The following is a 20,500-nucleotide window of genomic DNA, read 5'->3' as shown; positions in this document are numbered from 1 at the left end:
TCTTTCACTGCCCATAGCCCGGCTCGGCGGCGGCGGCGAGAGCGGCGCGGGCGGCTGCGACAAGCGCTCCGGCCTTGGCTTCGCACTCGCGCTGCTCGTAAGCCGCCACGCTGTCGGCGACGATGCCGGCACCCGCCTGGATGTGCATGGTGCCATCCTTGACCACCGCGGTGCGCAGCACGATGCAGCTATCCATGTCTCCGCTCGGGCTGAAATAGCCCACACCACCGGCATAGGCGCCCCGGGCTTCGGGTTCGAGTTCGGCGATGACCTGGGCGGCGCGGACCTTGGGGGCGCCGCTCACCGTGCCGGCGGGAAAGCCGGCGAGAAGGGCATCGACGGCATCGACGCCGGGGGCCAGCCGGCCCTCGACGTTGGAGACGATGTGCATGACATGGCTGTAGAATTCGACGCCGGCACGGTCGGTGACGCGCACGGTTCCGGGGATGCTGACGCGGCCGGTGTCGTGGCGGCCGAGATCGAGGAGCATGAGGTGCTCGGCCTGCTCCTTGGCGTCGGCGAGGAGGCTGGCGCGGTTCTCGGCGTCTTGCGCCGCGTCGCGGCCGCGGGGGCGGGTGCCGGCGATGGGGCGGATGGTGACCTTGCCTTCACGCGCGCGGACGAGGATCTCGGGGCTGGAGCCGACAAGGGCAAAGCCCGGAAGATCGAGAAAATAGAGGAAGGGGGAGGGGTTGATGCGGCGCAGAGCGCGGTAGAGATCGAAGGGGGGAAGCGGGAAGGGCAGGCTGAATCGCTGCGCGAGGACGACCTGGAAAATGTCCCCGGCGAGGATGTATTCACGCGCCGTCTCGACCATCGCGGCATAGCGTTCGGGCGGGGTGTGCGCGGTGAGGATGGGGTCGGGAAGGGGTGCCGAAGGGGTGTTGCGGGGTGGCAGGGGGGCGCTCAGCGACCGGGCGGCGGCGTGCAGCCGGTCGAGGGCGGCGGCGTGGCGGGCTTCCGGCGTGCCGGGCTGATCGGGGAATAGCGGGGCGACGATGTGGAGCACGTCGCGAAGCCGGTCGAACACCAGCAGCAGCTGGGGGCGGACGAAGATCATGTCCGGCAGGCCGAGCGGCGACGGGGGGGCTGCGGGGACGCTGGGCTCGGTGAGGCGGACGGCTTCATAGCCGATATAGCCGACGAGGCAGGCGAGTGCGGCGGGCAGGCCTTGCGGAACATCGGCGCGGGCTTCTGCCACCAGCGCGCGCAATTGGGTGAGGGCATCGCCGGGCTGGTCGGTGAAGGCAGTGCGGTCCTGCTGCCAGTTGCGGTTGATGCGCGCCTGGTTGCCGCTGGCCTTCCATACGAGATCGGGATCGAGGCCGATGAGCGAGTGGCGGCCGCGGACCTGGCCGCCTTCGACCGATTCGAGCAGGAAGGCGCCCGAGCCGCTGGTGCCGAGCTTGAGCATCGCGGAGACCGGGGTTTCGGTGTCGGCGACGATGCTGGTGTGGAGAAGCAGCGCCCGGCCGGCGGCGAGCGTGGCGATCGCTTCGTCGGCGGCGGGCATCACCGCATCGGTGTGGCTCATGAAGCGGGGTCGGCCGCGCCTGCGCCCGACAGCCGGCGGCGGACGGCATCGACGGCGGCGGTGTTGCGGGTCGCCTTGATCTCGCGCTCGGCAGCGGCGGCAAGGGCTTCGGCGAACTCGTTGGGGAGCTGGCCGGCGATCTCGCGGCGCATCGCATCGACGAGGCCTGGGGCCTCGGCGAGGTTGCCGGGGGTGACTTCCGCGACATGGACAAGCGCCCAGCCTTCCATGCCGCCGATGACGCGCGTCGTGCCGGGCTGGGTGGTGAGGAAGGCCTGGATGAGGGGTGGCACCTGCGGCTGCTGGAGGACATCGACGCGGCGGCCGGTGAGCGGCTGCGGGGCGGGCAGGCCGGCATCGGTGACGGCCTTGGCGAAGGGGGTGCCCGACTTGACGGCGGCGACGATGGCATCGGCGCGGGCGCGCGAGGCCTTGACCGCCTTGTCGCGCGCCGCGAGCTCGGCGACCAACTGCTTGATCTCTGCGAGGGGGCGCACGGTGGCGCCGACGATGGTGGTGGTTTCAATGGCGGCGAGCTGCTCGCCTTCGAGGCGCTGCACGGTGATGCCGTCCTCGGGCTGCTGGGCGAAGGCGAGGGCTGCGAGCCGGGCGGGCACGCCTTCGAGCGGCGCAGCATCGATGCTCGCACCTTCGCGTGTTACGGGCGGCTGGCTGAACAGGTTGAGCCGCTCGGCGGTGGCGACGTCGGCGAAGCTCTTGCCGTCTTCGGCCGCTTCCTCGATGCGGGCGACGGTGGCGGCGAGGCCATCGGCGGCGGCGCGGGCGGTCAACTCCTGGCGGATGGTGTCGCGCACCTGCGCCAGGCTCCTTGCCGGATTGCCCATGGCTTCGAGCGACAGCACATGCCAGCCGAAGGCCGACCTGACCGGTGCGCTGATGCCGCCGACCGGCAGCGCGAAAGCGGCTGCGGCGACGGCGGGGCTGGTTTCGGCGGCGAGCGCGGACTGCGACTTTTCCCCGATGGCGATGTCGGCAGCGCCGAAGCCGGCGAGGCGCTGGGCGGCGGCGGCAAAGCCTTCGGTGGCGGCAGCGGCGGCGACGGCCTTGGCGCGGGCCTCATCGGGCACCACGACCTGCAGCAGCCGGCGGGTGGGGGCGGCACCATAGCGCGCCGGATCCTTGGCGAAGGCGGCGGCGATGTCCGCATCGGTGACGGTGACCGCGACCTGTGCGGGATCGAGCAGCGCATAGCGGAAGCCGCGCCGCTCGGGCACGGCGAAGCGGCTGCGGTTGGCGGTGTAGAAGGCGGTGACTTCGGCATCGGTGGCGGGAGTGACGGTGCCAGGCGGCACCAAGGCGACCCCGCCGCGGCGGATATCGACGAGCGACTGCGCCAGCGGCGTGGCCATGCCGGCGGGCATGTTCATGGCGGCGGTGAGCGGCGAGAGCAGCGCCTTGCGGCTGATGTCGCCGGCGATATCCTGGCGGAGCTGGGCGTCGGACAGGCGCTGCTGGGAAATGACGCGGTTGTAGGTGTCCTGATCGAACTTGCCGGCGACCTGGAAGGCGGGAATGGCGGCGATGACGGCGCCGACCGCGCGGTCGGATGCGGCGAGGCCGAGCGATTCGGCATAGACTTCGATTGCGGCGCGGCCGACGAGCTGGTCTGCCATCAGCCCCACGGCGCCATCATTGGCGAGATCGGCGAGGGTGGCATCGGGGGTTTGCTGGCGGGCGGTCTGCAGCACGGTGTCGAGGGTGCGGAGCAGATCGCCTTCGCTGATCGTGCGGTCCCCGACCGTGGCGATGACACCCTGGCGGGTGGCGCTGCCGGCAAAAGGATCTCCCACGCCGGTGATGATGAACGCGACGACGACCAGGGCAAGGATGCCGAGGGCGATCGGGCTGGAGAGACCCTTGCGGATGAACTGGAGCATGAAGACCTTGCTTGCAAAACCGGGCGCGTGCGCGTGCGGCGGCTTGTAACCATGGCGGCGGCTTGCCACAAGCGCGGCGCAGAACAGGAGGATGGCTGTGGCGCTGATCGTGGGCAACTGGAAGATGCACGGGCTGAAGGCCTCGCTTGCCGAAGTGGCGGCCGTGGCAAGGGCGGTGGCGACGGCCGAGCTGGCTGACGTCTGGATTGCGCCGCCGTTCACGCTCGTGGCGGCAGCGGTGGATGCGGCCGGCGGGGCGGTGCCGATCGGCGGGCAGGATTGCCACCATGCGGCGAAGGGCGCGCACACCGGCTGTGTTTCGGCCGAACAGCTCGCCGATGCCGGGGCGAGGTTCGTGATCGTGGGGCATAGCGAGCGGCGGGCGGACCAGCGTGAGAGCGACGCCGACGTGCGCGCCAAGGCCGAGGCCGCGCGGGCGGCGGGACTGCAGGTGATCGTGTGCGTGGGCGAGACCGAGGCGGAGCGCGATGCCGGGCAGGCGCAGGCGGTGGTGGCGGGACAGCTGGCAGGGTCTTTGCCCGATGCGGCGGACGGGTTGATCGTGGCGTATGAGCCGGTGTGGGCGATCGGCACCGGGCGCACGCCGACGCCCGAGGACGTGGCGGCGATGCATGCGCACGTAAGGGCAGCGCTGGTCGATCGCTTCGGGGCGGCGGGGGCGGGGGTGGCGATTCTCTATGGGGGATCGGTGAAGCCCGACAATGCTGCCTTGCTGCTGGGTGTTCCCGAGGTCGGCGGCGCGCTGGTGGGCGGGGCGAGCCTGACCGCGGCGAGCCTGTTGGCGATCGTGAAGGCGGCGGGCTGACGTATCCCTGGCGCTTGTAGTTGCGGGGTGGAGCCGCTAGGGGACGGGATTATTCCCCGACCATCCGGATATATTGCCCGTGACCACCTTTCTTCTTGTCGTTCATGCGCTGATCGCGCTCGCCCTTGTGACGGTGATCCTGCTGCAACGCTCCGAGGGCGGCGGGCTGGGCATCGGCGGCGGCACCGGCGGCGGCATGGTGTCGGTGCGGGGCGCGGCCAATTTGCTGACGCGCGCCACCACGGTTCTGGCGGTGATGTTCATTTCGACCTCGATCCTGCTCGCGGTTCTGGCCGCCGGCACGAGCAAGCCGCGTGCGGTGGATACCAGCCTTGTGCCGCTGGGTGGTGCGCCGACCGGTGCACCGCTCACCGCGCCGGGTGCGCAGCCGATCCTGCCCGGTGTGCCGCTGGGTGCGCCTTTGACAGGTGCTGTGCCGAATGCTGTGACCGAGGCTGTGCCCAATGCTGGCGCCAATGACGTCAATGGTGCAGCGCCGGCTGCGCCGCAGCCCGAGCCGGGCGGCGCGCCGCTCGCGCGCTGATCTGGCGCTGCGTCCGGGGGGCATCGAAGCGGGGTGGGGGCATCCACAGGACCAGTTGCCGGGCCTTCGCGGGTCAAGCAGATTTTCGGCGGGGCCGCCGGCAACCTTGTCGAATGGTATGACTGGTATGCCTATTCGGCGTTTGCGCTGTATTTTGCGCCGCGCTTCTTTCCCAGGGACGATGCGCTCGCGCAGCAGCTGAACGGCGCGATCATCTTCGCGATCGGCTTTCTGATGCGGCCGCTCGGCGGCTGGCTGCTGGGGCTTTATGCCGACCGGCATGGGCGCAAGGCTGCACTCACCCTGTCGGTGAGCCTGATGTGCTTCGGTTCGCTGATGATCGCGGTGGCGCCGACCTATGACCAGGTGGGGCTGGCGGCACCCGCACTTCTGCTGGTGGCGCGGCTGGTGCAGGGGTTGAGCGTGGGCGGCGAATATGGGGCGTCCGCCACTTTCATGGCCGAGGTGGCCGATGCGAAGCACCGCGGCTTCTGGGCGAGCTTTCAATATGTGACGCTGATCGGCGGGCAGCTGGTGGCGCTGGGCGTGCTGGTGACGATGCAGGCGACGCTGACCGAGGCCGAACTGCTCGACTGGGGCTGGCGGGTGCCGTTCGTGATCGGCGCGCTGTGTGCGGTGCTGGTGTTCTGGCTGCGGCGCGGGCTGGTGGAGACCGAGGCCTTTCAGAAGATCGACGCGCAAGCCCGCAAGGGGCTGATGCGGCGGCTGCTGGCGCACCCGCGGGCGCTGCTGACGGTGGTGGCGCTGACCGGGGGTGGCAGCCTGGCCTTCTACACCTTCACCACATACATGCAGAAATATCTGGTGCTTTCAGCGGGTTGGAGCAAGACCGAGGCGACCAATGTGAGCACGGTGGCGCTGTTCGGATACATGCTGCTGCAGCCTGTGTTCGGGGCGCTTTCGGACCGGGTGGGGCGGCGGCCGCTGCTGATCACTTTCGGGATCGGCGGCACCTTGCTGAGCGTGCCGGCGCTGACGGCGCTGGGGACGGCGACCTATCCCTATGAGGGGCTGCTGCTGATGTTCTCGGCGCTGTGCGTGCTCAGCTGTTACACGGCGATTTCCGGGCTGGTGAAGGCCGAGATGTTCCCGGCCAATATCCGGGCGCTCGGCGTGGGGTTGCCCTATGCGGTGGGGGTGGCGGTGTTCGGCGGCACGGCGGAGACGGTGGCATTGGGCTTCAAGTCGGCCGGGCTCGAGGCCGGTTTCTTCTGGTATGTGGCGGCGATGTGCGGCGTGGCGCTGGTGGCGGCGTGGAGCCTGCCCGACACCAAGGCGAATTCGCGGATCGAAACGGAATGACGCGGGCGGCAGGCGCAGTTTTCCACAGCTAATCGAGTTGTCGCACTGGCGCATGCGGGGGCAGGCGCGCTAAGACCATCCTCCCATGACACGGTTTATCTTCATCACCGGTGGCGTGGTTTCGTCGCTCGGCAAGGGTCTCATGGCTGCGAGCCTCGCGGCTTTGCTGCAGGCGCGTGGCTACAGCGTGCGCGTGCGCAAGTTCGATCCCTATCTCAATGTCGATCCGGGGACGATGAGCCCCTATCAGCACGGCGAGGTGTATGTGACCGATGACGGCGCCGAGACCGACCTCGATCTGGGGCATTACGAGCGGTTCACCGGCGTGCCGAGCCGGCAGACCGACAACATCACCTCGGGGCGCGTTTACCGGGACATCATCGCCAAGGAGCGGCGCGGCGACTTTTTGGGCGCGACGGTGCAGGTGATCCCGCATGTGACCGATGCGATCAAGACCTTCGCGCGGGCCGAGACGGAGGGGCTGGACTTCGTGCTGTGCGAGATCGGCGGCACGGTGGGCGATATCGAGGGGCTGCCGTTCCTGGAGGCGATCCGCCAGCTTTCGATCGATGTCGGCAAGGCCAATGCCGTTTATATCCATTGCACGCTGGTGCCGTATCTGGCGGCGGCAGGCGAGCTGAAGACCAAGCCGACCCAGCACAGCGTGGCCGAGCTGCGCGGCATCGGCATCCAGCCCGATGTGCTGGTGTGCCGATCCGAGCACCCGCTGCCGGAATCGGACCGGGCGAAGATAGCGCTTTTCTGCAATGTCGATCGCAAGGCGGTGATCGCCGCCCTCGATGCGCCGAGCATTTATGATGTGCCGCTGCAATATCATGGCGAGGGGCTCGACGAGGAGGTTCTCAAGGCCTTCGGCATCACCGATGCGCCCGCACCCGACCTGAGCCGCTGGGACGCGATTTCGGAGGCACTTGCCACGCCCGAGGGCGAGGTGACGATCGGCGTGGTGGGCAAATATACCGGCATGAAGGATGCCTACAAGTCGTTGACCGAGGCGCTGGTGCATGGCGGGATCGCCAACCGGGTGAAGGTGAATGTCCGCTGGCTCGATGCCGAAGAATTCGAGGGCGACGATGCAATGCCGCGGCTGGAGCCGATGCACGGCATATTGGTGCCGGGCGGCTTCGGCGAGCGCGGCAGCGAGGGGAAGATCGCCTGTGTGCGCTTTGCGCGCGAGCATGGCGTGCCGTTCTTCGGGATCTGCCTCGGCATGCAGATGGCGTGCATCGAGGCGGCGCGCAACCAGGCCGGGGTGGCGGGCGCCTCCACCACCGAATTCGGGCCGACGCAGGAGCCGGTGGTGGGGATGATCACCGAATGGATGAGCCCGGAGGGGTTGCAGGTGCGCGAGGCCGGCGGCAACCTGGGCGGCACGATGCGGCTGGGGAGCTATGCGGCGCGGCTTGCGGGCAACAGCCTGGCGGCGAGCGTGTATGGCAGCGAGACGATCCATGAGCGGCATCGCCACCGCTATGAGGTGAATGTGCATTACCGCGACCGGCTGGAGGCGGAGGGGCTGATGTTCACCGGCATGTCTCCGGATGGGCTGCTTCCCGAGATCGTCGAGCGGCCGGAGCATCCGTGGTTCGTTGGCGTGCAGTTCCACCCCGAGCTGAAGTCCAAGCCATTTGATCCGCACCCGTTGTTTGCGGGTTTCGTGGCGGCGGCGGTGCGGCAGAGCCGGCTGGTCTGACGCTGCAGCGCAACAAAGAGCGCGCCTCATCCGTGGCTTGGCCTGCGACAATTTGATGACGCGGCGAATTGACACACCCCTCGAGTTGATGAATAAAGGAACGGCAAGGAATCGCGTGGGAGCAGTTTAACGCTCCGGTCGGCAGCGATGCAGACGAGGTTTCTGGCGAGGATCGGGGAACCGCTGGCGTGGCGGTGTTTCGATCGGGGGCAGGATCGGGCTTTTGCGCAATCTTTCCCCGGCAATCGCAACTGACAGAGGGGAATTCATCCATGACTGATGAAAAGGTTTACCCGACAGGGCTTACCGAGAAGGAAGCCATCGAAATCAATGAAGGCCTCAAGTGGGGCACCCGCATCTATGGCGCCATCGCCGTGTTCGCCCATATCCTGGCGTACATTCTGACGCCTTGGCTCCAGTAAGGGGGATTGTACCATGAATGAAGGTCGTCTTTTTCTTTATGTGAGCCCGACAGTGGCGATCCCGCTGTTCTTCCTGGCGCTGGTGGCGACGGCGCTGATCGTGCATGCCGCGATCCTGACCAACACCACCTGGTTCGCCGGCTATTGGCAGGGTGCTGCGGCTGAAACGGCAGCTCCGGCTGCCATGGAAGCTGCTCCGGCTGCCGAAGAAACCGCTCCTGCGGCGGAAGCTGAAGCCGTTCCGGCTGAAGCTGCTCCTGCGGACGCTGCTCCGGCGGAATAATCGGTTCTGCTTTCGGGCAGGCGGGATGAGCCGGGATCGCAAGATCCCGGCTTTTTCGTGTGTGGATCAGCCGGGCTTGCGGCGGATGAGGGGGAGCATGGCGAGGAGCGTGATGACGAGCAGCAGCACTTCGAGGCCGTAGACGAGCATGTAGCCATCGGCGACGCGCGGCCAGGGGCCGGTGAAGCCGAGGCCGGAGCCGAGATCGCGCAGGCCGCCGCCGAGTGCTGCGCCTGCGCCCGCTGCCGTCGCCTGCACCGCCCCCCAGGCGCCGAGTGCCATGCCGGCCTGCTCGGGAGGGGCGTTGTTCATGGTGGCGGTGAGGGTGCCATGGCCGAACAGGCCCGCACCGAGCCCGATGAGCAGCACACCGATGTTGAACATCTGCGGCGCCTGCATGGGAGCCGACGCCATGACCATGACAAAGGCCGGCAGGCCGATGAGTGCGCCGGCACTCGCCATGCGAAAGGGATCGCCGCCGCGGCTGAGCAGTTGCGAGGCCATGGCGAAGCCGACGAGGCTGCCGCCGGCAAAGGTGGCGGTGAGCTTGGTGGTGGCGCCGACCCCCAGCCCGAGCACCTGCCCGCCATAGGGCTCGAGCAGGATATCCTCCATGGTGAAGGCGAGCGTGCCGAGGCCGACGGCGACGAGCCGGCGGAGCGCCTGGTTCTGCGCGATGAAACTGTTCCAGCTTGCCTTGAAGGTTGGGGGTGGCGGGAGGGGCGTCGTGAGCAGGCGGGCGGGGCGTCGGGCTTCCTGCTTCCATGTGGCGATGAAGTTGAGGAGAACGGTGATGACCGCCGAGGCCTGGATGACCTGGATGAGCCGGCCGGGCGAGAAATCGACAAGGAATGCCCCGAAAGCCAGTGCGGAGACGATCGAGCCCATGAGCAGGCTGACGTACATGAGGCCGACGACATTGGCCTGCTGGTGCTCGGGGGCGAGGTCGGTGGCGAGGGCGAGGCCGACGGTCTGGGTGATGTGGATGCCGGCGCCCACGAGCAGGATGGCGATGGCGGCGGCCATCTGGCCGACCCAATCGGGGGCGAGGGCGGCGTTCAATGATTTGGCGAGCACGAGCAGCGCGAAGGGCATGATGGCGAGGCCGCCGAACTGGATCATGGTGCCGCGGTAGATGAACGGCACTCGCCGCCAGCCGAGTGCGGAGCGGTGGGTGTCCGACCGGAAGCCGATGAGGGCGCGGAAGGGGGCGAAGAGCAGCGGCAGCGCCAGCATGACGCCGACGATGGTGGAGGGGACGTCGAGCTCGACGATCATCACCCGGTTGAGCGTGCCGACGAGCAGGGTGAGCGACATGCCGACCGACACTTGGATGAGCGACAGCCGCAAAAGCCGCGACAAGGGCAGATCGGGGCTGGCGACATCGGCGAAGGGCAGCACGCGGGTGCCCCAGCGGTTCCAGATTCCGTTCAAAGTGCGATCGATTCGGCTCAAGCCGGTGCTCCCCCTGCGACGCTCTGCCACGCCTATCGGATGCGATGGCGTATAGGCAAGGGCGGTTGGCGCTTCGCCGGGGGCCTTGTGCAATTGATGCGCGGCCGCCAAGCAGCGGTGATGCGCGTTGCCCTGTTCGAACCCGAGATTGCCGGAAATGTCGGGGCGGTGCTGCGGCTCGGCGCGTGCCTGGGTGCTGCTGTCGACCTGATCGAGCCGCTGGGCTTTGCATGGGATGACCGGCGGGTGCGGCGGACGGCGATGGACTATATCGACCATGTGGTGATTGCCCGCCATGACGGCTTCGACGCCTTCCGGACGGCGATCGGCGCGCGGCGGCTGGTGCTGTTCACGACGAAGGCCACGCACTCGGCGTATGACTTCGGCTTCGATGCCGATGATGTGTTGCTGTTCGGCAAGGAGAGTGCGGGCGTGCCGGCCGATGTTGCCGCCGGATGCGACCAGCGAGTGCGCTTGCCGATCCGGCCGGAAGTGCGCTCGATGAACCTTGCCACGGCTGTGGCGCTGGCGCTCGGCGAGGCGCTGCGCCAGACGAACGGGCTGCCGGGCGAGGGCTGAATACCAGGGCGCTGGAGGACGCCGAGGCGACTGACGCCGATCAGACGAGGAGGCGGTTCCAGCTGCCGTAATGTTCCCGGACCTGGCCGCGCCGGATGCTCAGGGCGATCAGCGCGACGCCGATGGCGCAGCTTGCGATGGCATGCGCCGTGCCGGCACCAAGCATGAAGGGGGTGACCAGCAGGGCGGCCCCCAGCGGAACGAGGCAGAAGCGCAGCGGCCGTGCGACTTCGGCGGACGCGAGCGAGACGATCGTCAACGCCAGGAAGCCGATGACGTGATCGGCATCGGCCATGGCGCCCTCTGCACCGAAGGTCAGCCGGGTGAACAGAAGCGATGCTGCCATCACGCCGGCCAGCGCGAGGTTCCACGGCAGGTTGACGCCGCCGGACACCATATCGCGCAGCACTGCAACGGGGCCCCGTTCGAACTCGTCGCGGCGCTCCTCGCGCTGGCCCTCGTCGGTGTCGCCGAACAGGAAGACGCGAAGCCATGGCCGGCCGGCCCTTGCGCGTCGGCGCACGAACTGGACCGTCGCGAGCAGCTCGTCGAGCGAATAGGGGATCTGGATCAGCATCGCTGCCGCACCGACCAGCGTGAGCGCTGCCCAGGTGCCGATGGTGATCGGCTGGATGATGACGAACAGGATCGAGACGACGCCGAGCGGCGCGATCATCAGGCCGAACAGGAAGACCAGCCAGGGCATGGTGCGCCAACGCGCGCGTGATCCGATGATGCCGGTGACGATCTCGAGCGCATAGACATAGCCGCCGAGCGCTGCATCGGGGACCGGAAAGGCGCGGGAGACCGACGATGTGATCACCGCTTCCGTCCCGTTCCTGGCGGGATCATCGGGCAGGCCGGGGAAGAACGGATCCCAGACGCGGTCGATATGGCCGAGCTGATAAGCGGTAAGGTAGCGCGCCACGAGCAGGCCGATGAGTGCGAGGAAGATGATCGGGAGCCGCTGTGCCATGCTCGACGGATTGTAGCTCCAGCCAGGCGGAATGTCCGGCCCGGTCATTGCAGCGATGGCGGCGGTTCCCGGCTCGGGCCGCGTGCCGACCGCGAGGCCGAAGGCCAGGGCGCCGACGAGCGTGTCGGACAGGAAGGCGGCGGGGTTGGCTGTCCAGAACAGGAACGGGACTGCCATGATGCCGGCGGCGACCGCTGCACTGGCCCAGCGCGCCCACGCCAGCCGCCACGACAGCGACAGGGTGGCGAACACGACCAGTGCTGCGCCGAGTGCTGCCTCGGACCAGAAAAGCCCGGGCTCCTCGACCTGCACGATCATGGGCTGGACGATGATCCAGCAACCGAGCGCGATATTGACGAAGTGCGCCCAGCGCGTTTCGCCATGCGCTTCGCGGCGCCATTGTTCATGGCGCGCGCGCAGGGCCTCGGGGTTTTCGCCGACTGCTTCGGCATCGGACACAAAAGCCGGCGGCGGAACGCGGTTGGCCTCGTACCAGCCGGCGGGATCATCCTTCAGCGCGGCCACGATGGCGGGCAGTTCGTCGGCGAGGGCGCGCCTCGGCTCCCAACCGAGAAGTGCGCGGGCGCGGCCGATATCGAGCGCGTAATGATCGCTCGCCATCTGTGTCATGAACGGCTGGATGAAGGGCCGCTCGCCCTGGTCGATGGCATCGGGGATGACCGGCTCGGCCTTGTCCTGCACCCAGGCGCCGGCGCCTGCCACCGCGGCAGGCACGCGCACTGTGGCCCAGCCTTCACCATGGACGAGGCGGCCGATCCGATCCTGCAGGTCGTCATAGCCGATCGTGTCGGGCTCGCCGATCAGGATGACGGTCTCGTCGGGCAGGCGGCCGCGCCGGTCGATGGTGCGGACGAAGGCGTCGATCATGTCTGCGCGGTGGACCATCGCCTGTCCGGCTTCGGTATCGCCGGAATAGAGATGGCTCTGGAAATCCCGTTCGTAGATGCGCGCGATCTGGTTGGCGAAAGTCGGCACGGACGTGCGCTCGTCGTAGAGGCCGGCGAGGTGGAGGAAGACGACGGGAATGTCGCCGCGATCCTCGCTGATCGCCTGCTCGGCTTTGGCCTTTGATTTCGGATAGGCCCAGCCGGGTGCGATGGGACGGCTTTCATCGATCCGCTCGCCTGGTCGGCCCGGCGCATGGACGAGCATGGTGCCCGAATAGACGAATTGTTCGACCTCGAACGCCTGCAAGCCTCGGATGAGGTTGCGACTGCCGTCGACATTGACCGCGTTGTACTCGGGTTTGTCCTCGCCGCTGAAATCGAAGAAGGCAGCAAGATGGACCACGCTCGCGATGTGGCGGCCGTGCTCGGCTCCGATCAGGTCAAGGGCTTCGGCCACGCTCCTTTCGTCGCCGAGATCGGCTTCGATGACAGGAAAGTCGGTATCGCCTGCCGACATGTCGATGCCGACAACGGCATAGTGTTTCCGGAGCGCTTTCGCGAGCGTGCGGCCGATGTTGCCGGCGGCACCCGTGATCAGGACAAGAGGTTTTTCGGCCATCAGATGCTCGGATGGCCGGCACCCTGGCTCGGAGATTGGGGAGATCGGATCGGTTTCACCTCTCGTCAACCGTCCGGGTTGCCGAAGGTTTCAGGACCGACCAACGCATGCCGAAGTTGCGCCGCGCTGCTGACGGCTAGGGGATCAGTCGGTCCGCACGAAGCGCCTCGAACAGTGCGAAAAACGCATCATCGGTGGGCTGATAGTCGGTGAAGCCGAGGCGGCGGCTCTTGCCCATGTCGGTGACGACCTCGATCGGGCGGCCAAGGTCGGCGTCGGTGTGCCAGGGTGAGGCCAGGCGCGACAGATCGGGCTCGGCCAGACCATGGCGAGCGGCAAGGTCGCGCCAGAGGCCGGCGTCTCCGGCCATCTGGGTTTCGAGCGGAAGGACCGTGCCGTCGAACGCGGCAGGCTGCAGGCCGAACCACTGGGCGATGCGGCCCCACATCCATTCCCAGCGAAACACGTCGCCGTTGACGACGTTGAAGGCCTGGTTGCGCGCGGCAGGTGTCGCCGTTGCCCATAGCATGTGGCGGGCCAGCAGGTGCGCGTCGGTCATGTCGGTCAGGCCCTTCCACTGGACCGCCGAGCCCGGAAAGCGGAAGGGCCGGCCCGTCTCGCGGCACAGCGATGCATGGACCGCGAGCGTGGTGCCCATGTTCATGGCGTTGCCGACGGCCTTGCCGATGATGGTGTGCGGGCGGTGGACGCTCCAGCCGAAGCCATCGCGCGCGGCCGCGGCGAAGACTTCGTCCTCCTGGGCATAATAGAAGTTTTCCACGTCTAGCCGGCCCTGGTCTTCGCGGAATGGCGTTTGTGGAAGCATGCCCTGGCCATAGGCTTCGAACGGCCCGAGATAGTGTTTGAGGCCGGTGACGAGTGCGACGTGGCGGACGCTGCCGGCTGGCCGCAGGGCATCGAGCAGGTTGCGGACCATCGCGGCATTGACACGGATGTTCTCGGCTTCGGTCGCCTGGCGTGACCATGTCGCGATGAAGACGGCATCGGGTGCCAGGCCGGCAAGGGCAGTCGCGAGCGCGGCCGGTTTTTGCAGGTCGGCTGCGACCGGCGTCACGCCGGGCCGTGCGGAGGGCTGCCGTGCCAATCCAAGGACGTGCCAACCGGCTGCTGCAAGCACGTCGGCGGCAGCACTGCCGACAATGCCGCTGGAACCGACGACGAGGGCCGTTCTGGCCATGTTGAAACCTTCCTTTGGAGCGTCTTGCTCGATCATGATGACATTTGCGGGTTTGCCTGGGCACCGGTTTCGGCCGCCGGCACGATGCCTGTCGCGAGCAGGCGGTGAAGCGCATCGATGTGCCCGCCGTCGCGCGCACCGGTCGCATCGGAGGTCATCACCACGGTGAGCCGCAGATCGGGCACCACATAGATCATCTGTCCGCCATAGCCCCATGCGAAGCGCACGGGGTGGCCGCCGGCGTTGCCGATGAACCAGCCATAGCCATATTGCCCGCCGCTCCACGGCGAGATCGTCTGCGGCGTCCAGCTCTGCTCGATCCAGGACGCTGGCAAGACGCGTCTGCCTTCGGCAACCCCGCCGAGCCGATAGAGCTCGCCGAAGCGGGCCATCGCGCGCGGGGACAGGAGCATGTCGTTGCCGCCGAAATAGACACCCTGCGGATCGGCGGGCCAGGACGGGATGGTGATGCCGAGCGGCGCCCCGAGCCACTCCCTGCCGAGCTGCAACGTGCTCTTGCCCGAGGCGCGCGTGAGCATCGCCGACAGCAGATGGGTGTTGCCTGTCGAGTAGAGCATGCTGCCGCCGGGATCATCGACAAAGGGCCGCGACAGCGCCGACCTGACCCAATTGGGGCTCGACACCCAGCGGCCATAATAGGCGCCCGACGTACGCTCCAGCCCGGCCTGCATCGACAGCAGATTGCCGACAGTGACCTGCGCGAGCCGCGGATCGGGGTTGGAGGGCGCGTCGGCACCGAGGACCGACACGATCGGCTGTTCTGTGCCCTCGAGAACCCCGCGTTGGATCGCAATGCCGACAAGCGCCGAGATGACCGATTTCGATGCGGATTTGATGTTTACCGGGCGATCGAGCGGCGGGCCACCGTTGAAGCGGTGCTCGGCCAGCGCCTGTCCGTCGCGCAGCACCAGCAATGCGCGGAGGCGCGGCAATTGGTCGGCTGCAGCCACCGCGCGAGCCATGGTTTCGGGATCGAGACCGCGCGTCGGTGACGCATTCGGGCGGGCCACCGGAGCCTGGGCGGTTTGCGTCTGGCCGGTTTCCATTTGGCCTACGGGCGCCGCGTCGCAGCCCCAGGCCAGCGGCAGGGCCAGCAGCAGCATTGGCCATTTCACGACCCGATGGCTTCGTTCAATGTCTGGAGAAAGAGCGCTGGCGCCTCCACCTGCGGAGAGTGTCCAAGCGCCTCGAGGCGGATCAGCGTGGCATCGGGAATGGCTTTTGCCGCGGTCTCGGCTGCCTGCGGAACGGTGCGGACCTTGGCACGTCGATCCGGCGGTGCGCTGCCGGCGCGAAACGCGGTGAGATCGCGCTGCCCGATGATCAACGTCACCGGCATTTTCAGCTGCGGAAGCTCGGCCTCGATCGGCTGGGTCTGGATCATGTCGGACAGGCGCGCCTGCGCATCGCGGACCACATTGCCGTCGGGGCTTGCATATTGGCCCGCCAGCATCGCCACCCAACGGTCATAGGCCGGGCGCCATTCGCCGTGATAATAGGTGCGCAGCTGATAGGCCTTGATCGACGCTGCGTCGGTGTTAGCCTCGTCTTCGCGCAGCTTGCCGAGACCGGCATAGGGCACGCCCTCCGCCAGCGTGTCGTTGAGGCCAAGCGGGTTGACGAGCACGACCCGCGACACGCGTTCCGGATGCAGCAGGGCGAACCTGACAGCAAGAATGCCGCCGGTCGAGTGGCCGACGAGTACTACCTTCTCCGCCCCGGCCTGCTCCAGCAGCCTGGCGGTGAGGTCGGCCATCGCGTGGAAACTGTACTGATAGCCCTGCGGTTTGGACGATTTGCAAAAGCCGACCTGATCGGGTGCGATCACCCGATAGCCCGAGGCGGCGAGCCCGCGCGCGGTTTCGTCCCAGGTCCCGGCACAGAAGTTCTTGCCGTGCAGCAGGACGACCGTGGTGCCGTTTGCGCGCGCCGCGGGTTCGAGGTCCAGATAGGCCATCCGGATCGGGTGGCCTTGCGAGGACGCTTCATACCAATGGACCGGGGACGCATAGTCGAAGAGTTCGAGATTGGCGCCGAGCGGCACGGTTTGCGCCATGGCGACGCTGGCCGACAAGGCGAGCCCGGCAATCGCGGCGGTGTTGAGGAACTGTATCATCGGAGTTGAACGCTGGATTATCACAATGGGTCCGCCTCGCAAAACTTGTTCACGTTGCTGACCGGCGGTATTCCGGTGCGCCAGCGATGCTGCTGGCGGCGCCGGTCGTGAACAGGATCTGCGGATTGTCTGACGTCAGCTTCAGCATTGCCGGCCGCACCGTGGTGAAGATCGCCATGGCGCGGGAATGCTCGGTCTCCACGCCCGTTGGCACAAGCGGCTCCGGGGTGTGATGGCCAGTCCTGTCTTGTACAGCTTTCGGCGCTGTCCTTATGCGATGCGGGCGCGGCTGGCGTTGGCGGTGAGTGGCACGGCGTATGAGCTGCGGGAAGTAAGGCTGGCCGACAAGCCTGCCGGGATGTTGCTTGCTTCGCCCAAGGGAACCGTTCCCGTATTGGTGCTTGCCAGTGGTGAAGTCATCGATGAAAGCCTCGACATCATGCGCCGCGTTCTCGAGATCCGGGATCCCGAAGCATGGCTCGGTCGTGACGACACGGCGCTGATTGCCATCAACGACGGTGCGTTCAAGCACGATCTCGACCGGTACAAATATCCTGAGCGGCATGGCAGCGATCCGCTGGTGCACCGTGAGCGCGGGCTGGCCTTTCTGCAGGAGCTCGATGGACGCCTCGCGGCCTCCGGCCAGCTTTGCGGTCCGGTGCGGGGGTTTGCAGATGCCGCCGTCATGCCTTTCGTCCGGCAGTTTGCGGCGACGGACCGGGATTGGTTCGAAGCCCAGCCGCTCCCGAGCCTGAAACCCTGGCTGGCGGGGCATCTGGCATCGGCGCTGTTCCAGGGGATCATGGTTCGCAAGACACCCTGGTCACCGTGAGGCCGGCTCCCGGCTGATGCGAACGGCGATTGACCTGCCAAGGCCTGCGGCGTTAAAATTCGGCACTGTGGGGGAAAAATCGCGATGGCGGGCATTCCACATTTTGCGGTGGCACTGGCCGTGCTGGCAAGCGTATCGGGCTGTGCCACGCACAGGCTCGTCGTCGCCAACCCCAATCCATCGGGCGAGGCTGTCGCGTTCGACAGCGACAGCTTCGGACTGGGGGCGGTGCAGCGGCGCACCGTCGCCGATTGCCCGTCGAACCTGATCGATGAGGTACGGGTCAAGCAGAACCTCGGCCAGGCACTCACCTCGGTGTTGACCCTTGGCCTGTGGCAGCGGGCGCGCATCGAATATCGCTGCGCCAAGGTTCCCGCGGGCCCGGCTGGCATCATCGAGGAATAGGGCATGGCCGAGGATGCCCAGCTCATCCGCCGTGGCCCTGGCACCACCGTCAATTTCCATGGCACGGTGAAAGGTCCTGCAGCCGAGCGCTGGTACATCGCCAATGAACCGGGGGGCCCGAGCATCGCCGGCCTGCGCAAGACCGCCGGGCGCTTGCAGGCGTTGATCCAGGCGGCCATGACGGCGGAGATGCGGCTGCGCTGCCATGGCGCACGCTGGTCATTCTCGGAAATCTGCGATCCGGCCGGTGGCTGGATCTTGCAGACAGACCAGCTCAACTGGCAGTTCCGCCTGTCGGCCTCGAGCCTCGACCCCGGCTTTCGCGGGATCGCCGAGGAATTGCTGCTGGCCCAGTGCGGGGCATCGATCGCCGAAATCAACGCCGAGCTGGAAAACAATGGCCAGGCGTTGCGCACATCGGGTGCGTCCAATGGCCAGACGATTGCCGGCGCGATAGGCACGGGCGTTCATGGCTCGGCTGTCGATGTCGGCGCGATGCAAAGCCAGGTCGCCGGCCTGCACATTGTCACGGCAACGCGCAGCCTCTGGCTGGAACGCCCGTCCGACCCGGTGATGGGCGCGGACTTTGCAAGCAAGCTCGGCGCTGAGCTTGTGCGTGACGATCTGCTGTTCGAAGCGGCGCTGGTCTCGCTGGGTGCGCTGGGAATCGTCCACGCCGTGCTGCTTCGCACGACCGGGCGGTATCTGCTGCGATCCTGGCTGATGCCGTTGCCGACGGCCGATGTGACACGGGCACTGAACACGCTGGATTTCGCCGGCGCACCATTGCCACTGGCGCATGCGCGGCCCTATTTTTTCCAGGCGGTGATGGATCCGGCACGGCCGGACACCATGCATTGCACCGTGCGCTACAAGCAGCCGTGTCCACCGGGCCATGTGCGCGACAATGCGTTGAAATCGGGCTATGAGGCCGGCAACGATCTGCCTGGGGTGCTGGCCAAGCTGCTCGATGTGGCGCCTGCGATGCGCCAGACGGTGGTGTCGCTGCTCATCAAGTCCGAACTGCGCCCGTTTGCCGACAGGCTTGGGCTGCCCGGAGAAACCTACAGCTATACTGCCGCTCGGCCCGGCTCCGCCGGCTCGGCTATGGCTGTCCCGGTGGGTTATACGAGCCGGGCGCTCGACCTTGCCCGACGCGTCTTTGCCGCCAATACGGGAGCACCTGTCATCATCGCGTGCCGCTTCGTGCGGCGCTCGCCGGGGCTTCTGTCCTTCACACGCTATGATCCGTGCTGCGTGCTGGATGTGGATGGGCTGGACAATGAGGCGGTGCGAACGGTGATGGAAGGCGTGCGCGCGGCATTCGATGCGGACGGCCTGCCTTACGCCCAGCACTGGGGCAAGCTGCACGGCCTGACGGCAGCCCGGGTGCGCTCCAGCTACGGCAGCAATCTGGATCGTTGGACAGCGGCGCGGCACAGGCTGCTGCCCGACACGGCCCAGCGCGAAGTGTTTTCGATCCCGCTTTTCGACAGCCTGGGATTGAACGCATGAGGAGGCTGTGTGCCGCAAGACCGCGTGAGTTGCTCGCTGCTGTGTCCATCGGTTCGACCGCTTCGCTTGCGCTTTCAGGGGGTATGGCCTAGGGGACGTGCCGGTTCGGGGAGTGGCGCAGCCTGGTAGCGCATCTGGTTTGGGACCAGAGGGTCGCAGGTTCGAATCCTGTCTCCCCGACCAATTTTCCTTTAAGACACTGATTTGGTTAGCATCACCGCAAACTGCGGCGTTGGTGCGGACTTCGGCGTGTCAACTCCGTTCCTGGAGATGCTTCGGATGGCTGGCCAGCAATACCTCTAGTGCCGAGGACCAATTTGTTCGTGGCGGTGCGAAAACCAGGTTGCGCGCCGATTGACACTGGCTGCTCAGCGCGCACCAATAGGCTTCAGAAGGATTTGGGCTGGTACACGGGAAGTAAACCGTCTTTTGCACGCCAAAAATGGCGGTCCGTTTGGAGTAATGATATGCCAGCCAACGACCAAATCGAGCCTACGGAGTCATATAAGGAAAAATATGATGCCGCCTTCGAGTTTGAAATTCGAAAGTACGATCGCGATCGAGAGCATGAACTTGAGCTAAACAGGTTCACGCATGCATTTGAGTTGGAGCGCGTAAAACTGCTTTTTTTACTGAATGGCGGCGCCTTTACATTGCTGGTCACATTGGTCGACAAACAAAACGGCGTAGTGGACAAAGGGCTCTTCTGGTTGGTGGCTGCATCGGCAGCCTGGCTTTTGGGACTGCTCTGCGCGGCACAAGCTGCGCAGCGTGCATTGGATACCCAGCGCAGTTTCATGCAAGCCTATCATCGTCGTCGCCGCGCTGTCGAATGGCGTCAGCTCAAAAAAGGCGGAGAAGACGACAAAACCCTTGAGCGAATTGTCGGAAAGCCGCCAAACGCCAATTCCTCGCAGAACAATGAGGGCAATCCGCAGTATCGTCCATGGCACAGCATGTGCATGTTTATTCACGAAACACGGAAAAAATTCAAACCGCAGGGCTGGGTTGAACTGCCCGGCGAAGACAAGGGCCATTACTGGCCCTGCGACATTATCAATACTTTCCATAAGCGACTGGTGAGGTGGATTGTCCCGAATAATTGGGGCCCCGTGCTGAAATACAATGACGATAGAAACTTCGACGATTCGGCAGACGATGCCCGGAAAGTCGGAGAGAAGGCGGCGGGAGCTTTAAAGATCTGGGTGAGATCAAGCGTCATCCTGTTTGTTGTGGGGGTCGTGTCCCAGGTGGTGGTGTAGGTCGCGGTTGGCCATCGGCGATCTTCGGTTAGGTTTGGGTTGCAATATCCAACCAACGGAGATCACCGAT

19 protein-coding genes and 1 tRNA gene are annotated in these 20,500 nt (G+C 66.5%); 12 read left to right on the top strand and 8 right to left on the bottom strand.

What is annotated here, in order from left to right; genetic code table 11:
• Positions 1 to 4: 4 nt before the first annotated feature.
• Positions 5 to 1,513, bottom strand: a complete 1,509-nt coding sequence (locus tag FHS79_RS14930) for an anthranilate synthase component I family protein (protein ID WP_184201962.1) — start codon at positions 1,511 to 1,513, stop codon at positions 5 to 7.
• A gap of 17 nt (positions 1,514 to 1,530) precedes the next feature.
• A complete protein-coding gene (locus FHS79_RS14925) occupies positions 1,531 to 3,432 on the bottom strand; it encodes a peptidylprolyl isomerase (protein ID WP_184201889.1) in 1,902 nt (633 codons plus the stop codon).
• A gap of 91 nt (positions 3,433 to 3,523) precedes the next feature.
• On the opposite strand from FHS79_RS14925, the gene tpiA reads away from it, so the two are divergent.
• The 6 genes from tpiA (at position 3,524) to FHS79_RS14895 (ending at position 8,544) form a co-directional block, all read left to right on the top strand.
• A complete protein-coding gene (gene tpiA, locus FHS79_RS14920) occupies positions 3,524 to 4,258 on the top strand; it encodes a triose-phosphate isomerase (protein WP_184201886.1) in 735 nt (244 codons plus the stop codon).
• 79 nt (positions 4,259 to 4,337) lie between these two features.
• Positions 4,338 to 4,802, top strand: a complete 465-nt coding sequence (secG, locus tag FHS79_RS14915; RefSeq protein ID WP_184201883.1) for a preprotein translocase subunit SecG — start codon at positions 4,338 to 4,340, stop codon at positions 4,800 to 4,802.
• A gap of 33 nt (positions 4,803 to 4,835) precedes the next feature.
• Complete coding sequence (locus FHS79_RS14910; protein ID WP_184201880.1) at positions 4,836 to 6,125, top strand: MFS transporter; 1,290 nt, start codon at positions 4,836 to 4,838, stop codon at positions 6,123 to 6,125.
• Between the two features lie 85 nt (positions 6,126 to 6,210).
• Entirely contained in the window at positions 6,211 to 7,839 is a 1,629-nt protein-coding gene (locus tag FHS79_RS14905) for a CTP synthase (RefSeq protein ID WP_184201877.1), read from the top strand.
• Positions 7,840 to 8,111: 272 nt separating this feature from the next.
• Positions 8,112 to 8,261 (top strand): light-harvesting protein, encoded by a 150-nt coding sequence (locus tag FHS79_RS14900; protein WP_184201874.1) that lies wholly within the window; start codon positions 8,112 to 8,114, stop codon positions 8,259 to 8,261.
• A 13-nt stretch (positions 8,262 to 8,274) separates the two neighbouring features.
• Positions 8,275 to 8,544 carry a light-harvesting protein gene (locus FHS79_RS14895; protein WP_184201871.1) on the top strand — a complete coding sequence of 90 codons (270 nt, stop codon included), beginning with the start codon at positions 8,275 to 8,277 and terminating at the stop codon, positions 8,542 to 8,544.
• A 66-nt stretch (positions 8,545 to 8,610) separates the two neighbouring features.
• On the opposite strand, the gene FHS79_RS14890 is transcribed toward FHS79_RS14895, so the two are convergent.
• Positions 8,611 to 9,999, bottom strand: a complete 1,389-nt coding sequence (locus tag FHS79_RS14890; RefSeq protein WP_184201868.1) for a PucC family protein — start codon at positions 9,997 to 9,999, stop codon at positions 8,611 to 8,613.
• Positions 10,000 to 10,119: 120 nt separating this feature from the next.
• Here FHS79_RS14890 and FHS79_RS14885 point away from each other — a divergent pair, with 120 nt between their 5' ends.
• Entirely contained in the window at positions 10,120 to 10,578 is a 459-nt protein-coding gene (locus FHS79_RS14885; protein WP_184201865.1) for a tRNA (cytidine(34)-2'-O)-methyltransferase, read from the top strand.
• A 40-nt stretch (positions 10,579 to 10,618) separates the two neighbouring features.
• On the opposite strand, the gene FHS79_RS14880 is transcribed toward FHS79_RS14885, so the two are convergent.
• The 5 genes from FHS79_RS14880 to FHS79_RS19215 all read right to left on the bottom strand — a co-directional run bounded on the left by FHS79_RS14880 (position 10,619) and on the right by FHS79_RS19215 (position 16,594).
• A complete protein-coding gene (locus FHS79_RS14880) occupies positions 10,619 to 13,081 on the bottom strand; it encodes a vitamin K epoxide reductase family protein (protein WP_184201862.1) in 2,463 nt (820 codons plus the stop codon).
• Between the two features lie 136 nt (positions 13,082 to 13,217).
• Positions 13,218 to 14,279, bottom strand: coding sequence for an SDR family oxidoreductase (locus FHS79_RS14875; RefSeq protein WP_184201858.1), 1,062 nt, complete (start codon positions 14,277 to 14,279; stop codon positions 13,218 to 13,220).
• A 32-nt stretch (positions 14,280 to 14,311) separates the two neighbouring features.
• Positions 14,312 to 15,403, bottom strand: a complete 1,092-nt coding sequence (locus FHS79_RS14870; protein WP_184201855.1) for a serine hydrolase domain-containing protein — start codon at positions 15,401 to 15,403, stop codon at positions 14,312 to 14,314.
• 8 nt (positions 15,404 to 15,411) lie between these two features.
• A complete protein-coding gene (locus FHS79_RS14865) occupies positions 15,412 to 16,416 on the bottom strand; it encodes an alpha/beta fold hydrolase (RefSeq protein ID WP_184201851.1) in 1,005 nt (334 codons plus the stop codon).
• Positions 16,417 to 16,465: 49 nt separating this feature from the next.
• Positions 16,466 to 16,594, bottom strand: a complete 129-nt coding sequence (locus FHS79_RS19215) for a hypothetical protein (RefSeq protein ID WP_274603716.1) — start codon at positions 16,592 to 16,594, stop codon at positions 16,466 to 16,468.
• 54 nt (positions 16,595 to 16,648) lie between these two features.
• Between FHS79_RS19215 and FHS79_RS14860 the strand changes: the two genes are divergently transcribed.
• From FHS79_RS14860 to FHS79_RS14840, 5 genes are all read left to right on the top strand, one after another.
• Positions 16,649 to 17,248 carry a glutathione S-transferase gene (locus FHS79_RS14860; RefSeq protein WP_184201849.1) on the top strand — a complete coding sequence of 200 codons (600 nt, stop codon included), beginning with the start codon at positions 16,649 to 16,651 and terminating at the stop codon, positions 17,246 to 17,248.
• 84 nt (positions 17,249 to 17,332) lie between these two features.
• Entirely contained in the window at positions 17,333 to 17,653 is a 321-nt protein-coding gene (locus FHS79_RS14855; protein WP_184201846.1) for a hypothetical protein, read from the top strand.
• Positions 17,654 to 17,656: 3 nt separating this feature from the next.
• Positions 17,657 to 19,168, top strand: a complete 1,512-nt coding sequence (locus FHS79_RS14850) for an FAD-binding protein (RefSeq protein WP_184201843.1) — start codon at positions 17,657 to 17,659, stop codon at positions 19,166 to 19,168.
• Positions 19,169 to 19,274: 106 nt separating this feature from the next.
• Positions 19,275 to 19,351, top strand: a tRNA-Pro gene (locus FHS79_RS14845).
• Between the two features lie 284 nt (positions 19,352 to 19,635).
• Complete coding sequence (locus FHS79_RS14840; protein WP_184201841.1) at positions 19,636 to 20,430, top strand: hypothetical protein; 795 nt, start codon at positions 19,636 to 19,638, stop codon at positions 20,428 to 20,430.
• Positions 20,431 to 20,500 lie beyond the last annotated feature (70 nt).

Source organism: Polymorphobacter multimanifer (assembly GCF_014205635.1).
Classification (GTDB): Bacteria; Pseudomonadota; Alphaproteobacteria; order Sphingomonadales; family Sphingomonadaceae; genus Sandarakinorhabdus; species Sandarakinorhabdus multimanifer.
Note: the sequence above shows the minus strand (reverse complement) of the source record. Positions and strands in the feature narration are given on the sequence as shown.

Coding starts and splice junctions, on each gene's coding strand:
- FHS79_RS14930 (WP_184201962.1), bottom strand. CDS start 1,513: ATGCCCGCCGCCGACGAAGCGATCGCCACGCTCGCCGCCGGCCGGGCG.
- FHS79_RS14925 (WP_184201889.1), bottom strand. CDS start 3,432: ATGCTCCAGTTCATCCGCAAGGGTCTCTCCAGCCCGATCGCCCTCGGC.
- tpiA (WP_184201886.1), top strand. CDS start 3,524: ATGGCTGTGGCGCTGATCGTGGGCAACTGGAAGATGCACGGGCTGAAG.
- FHS79_RS14905 (WP_184201877.1), top strand. CDS start 6,211: ATGACACGGTTTATCTTCATCACCGGTGGCGTGGTTTCGTCGCTCGGC.
- FHS79_RS14900 (WP_184201874.1), top strand. CDS start 8,112: ATGACTGATGAAAAGGTTTACCCGACAGGGCTTACCGAGAAGGAAGCC.
- FHS79_RS14895 (WP_184201871.1), top strand. CDS start 8,275: ATGAATGAAGGTCGTCTTTTTCTTTATGTGAGCCCGACAGTGGCGATC.
- FHS79_RS14885 (WP_184201865.1), top strand. CDS start 10,120: ATGCGCGTTGCCCTGTTCGAACCCGAGATTGCCGGAAATGTCGGGGCG.
- FHS79_RS14880 (WP_184201862.1), bottom strand. CDS start 13,081: ATGGCCGAAAAACCTCTTGTCCTGATCACGGGTGCCGCCGGCAACATC.
- FHS79_RS14875 (WP_184201858.1), bottom strand. CDS start 14,279: ATGGCCAGAACGGCCCTCGTCGTCGGTTCCAGCGGCATTGTCGGCAGT.
- FHS79_RS14870 (WP_184201855.1), bottom strand. CDS start 15,403: ATGCTGCTGCTGGCCCTGCCGCTGGCCTGGGGCTGCGACGCGGCGCCC.
- FHS79_RS14865 (WP_184201851.1), bottom strand. CDS start 16,416: ATGATACAGTTCCTCAACACCGCCGCGATTGCCGGGCTCGCCTTGTCG.
- FHS79_RS19215 (WP_274603716.1), bottom strand. CDS start 16,594: ATGGCGATCTTCACCACGGTGCGGCCGGCAATGCTGAAGCTGACGTCA.
- FHS79_RS14860 (WP_184201849.1), top strand. CDS start 16,649: ATGGCCAGTCCTGTCTTGTACAGCTTTCGGCGCTGTCCTTATGCGATG.
- FHS79_RS14855 (WP_184201846.1), top strand. CDS start 17,333: ATGGCGGGCATTCCACATTTTGCGGTGGCACTGGCCGTGCTGGCAAGC.
- FHS79_RS14850 (WP_184201843.1), top strand. CDS start 17,657: ATGGCCGAGGATGCCCAGCTCATCCGCCGTGGCCCTGGCACCACCGTC.
- FHS79_RS14840 (WP_184201841.1), top strand. CDS start 19,636: ATGCCAGCCAACGACCAAATCGAGCCTACGGAGTCATATAAGGAAAAA.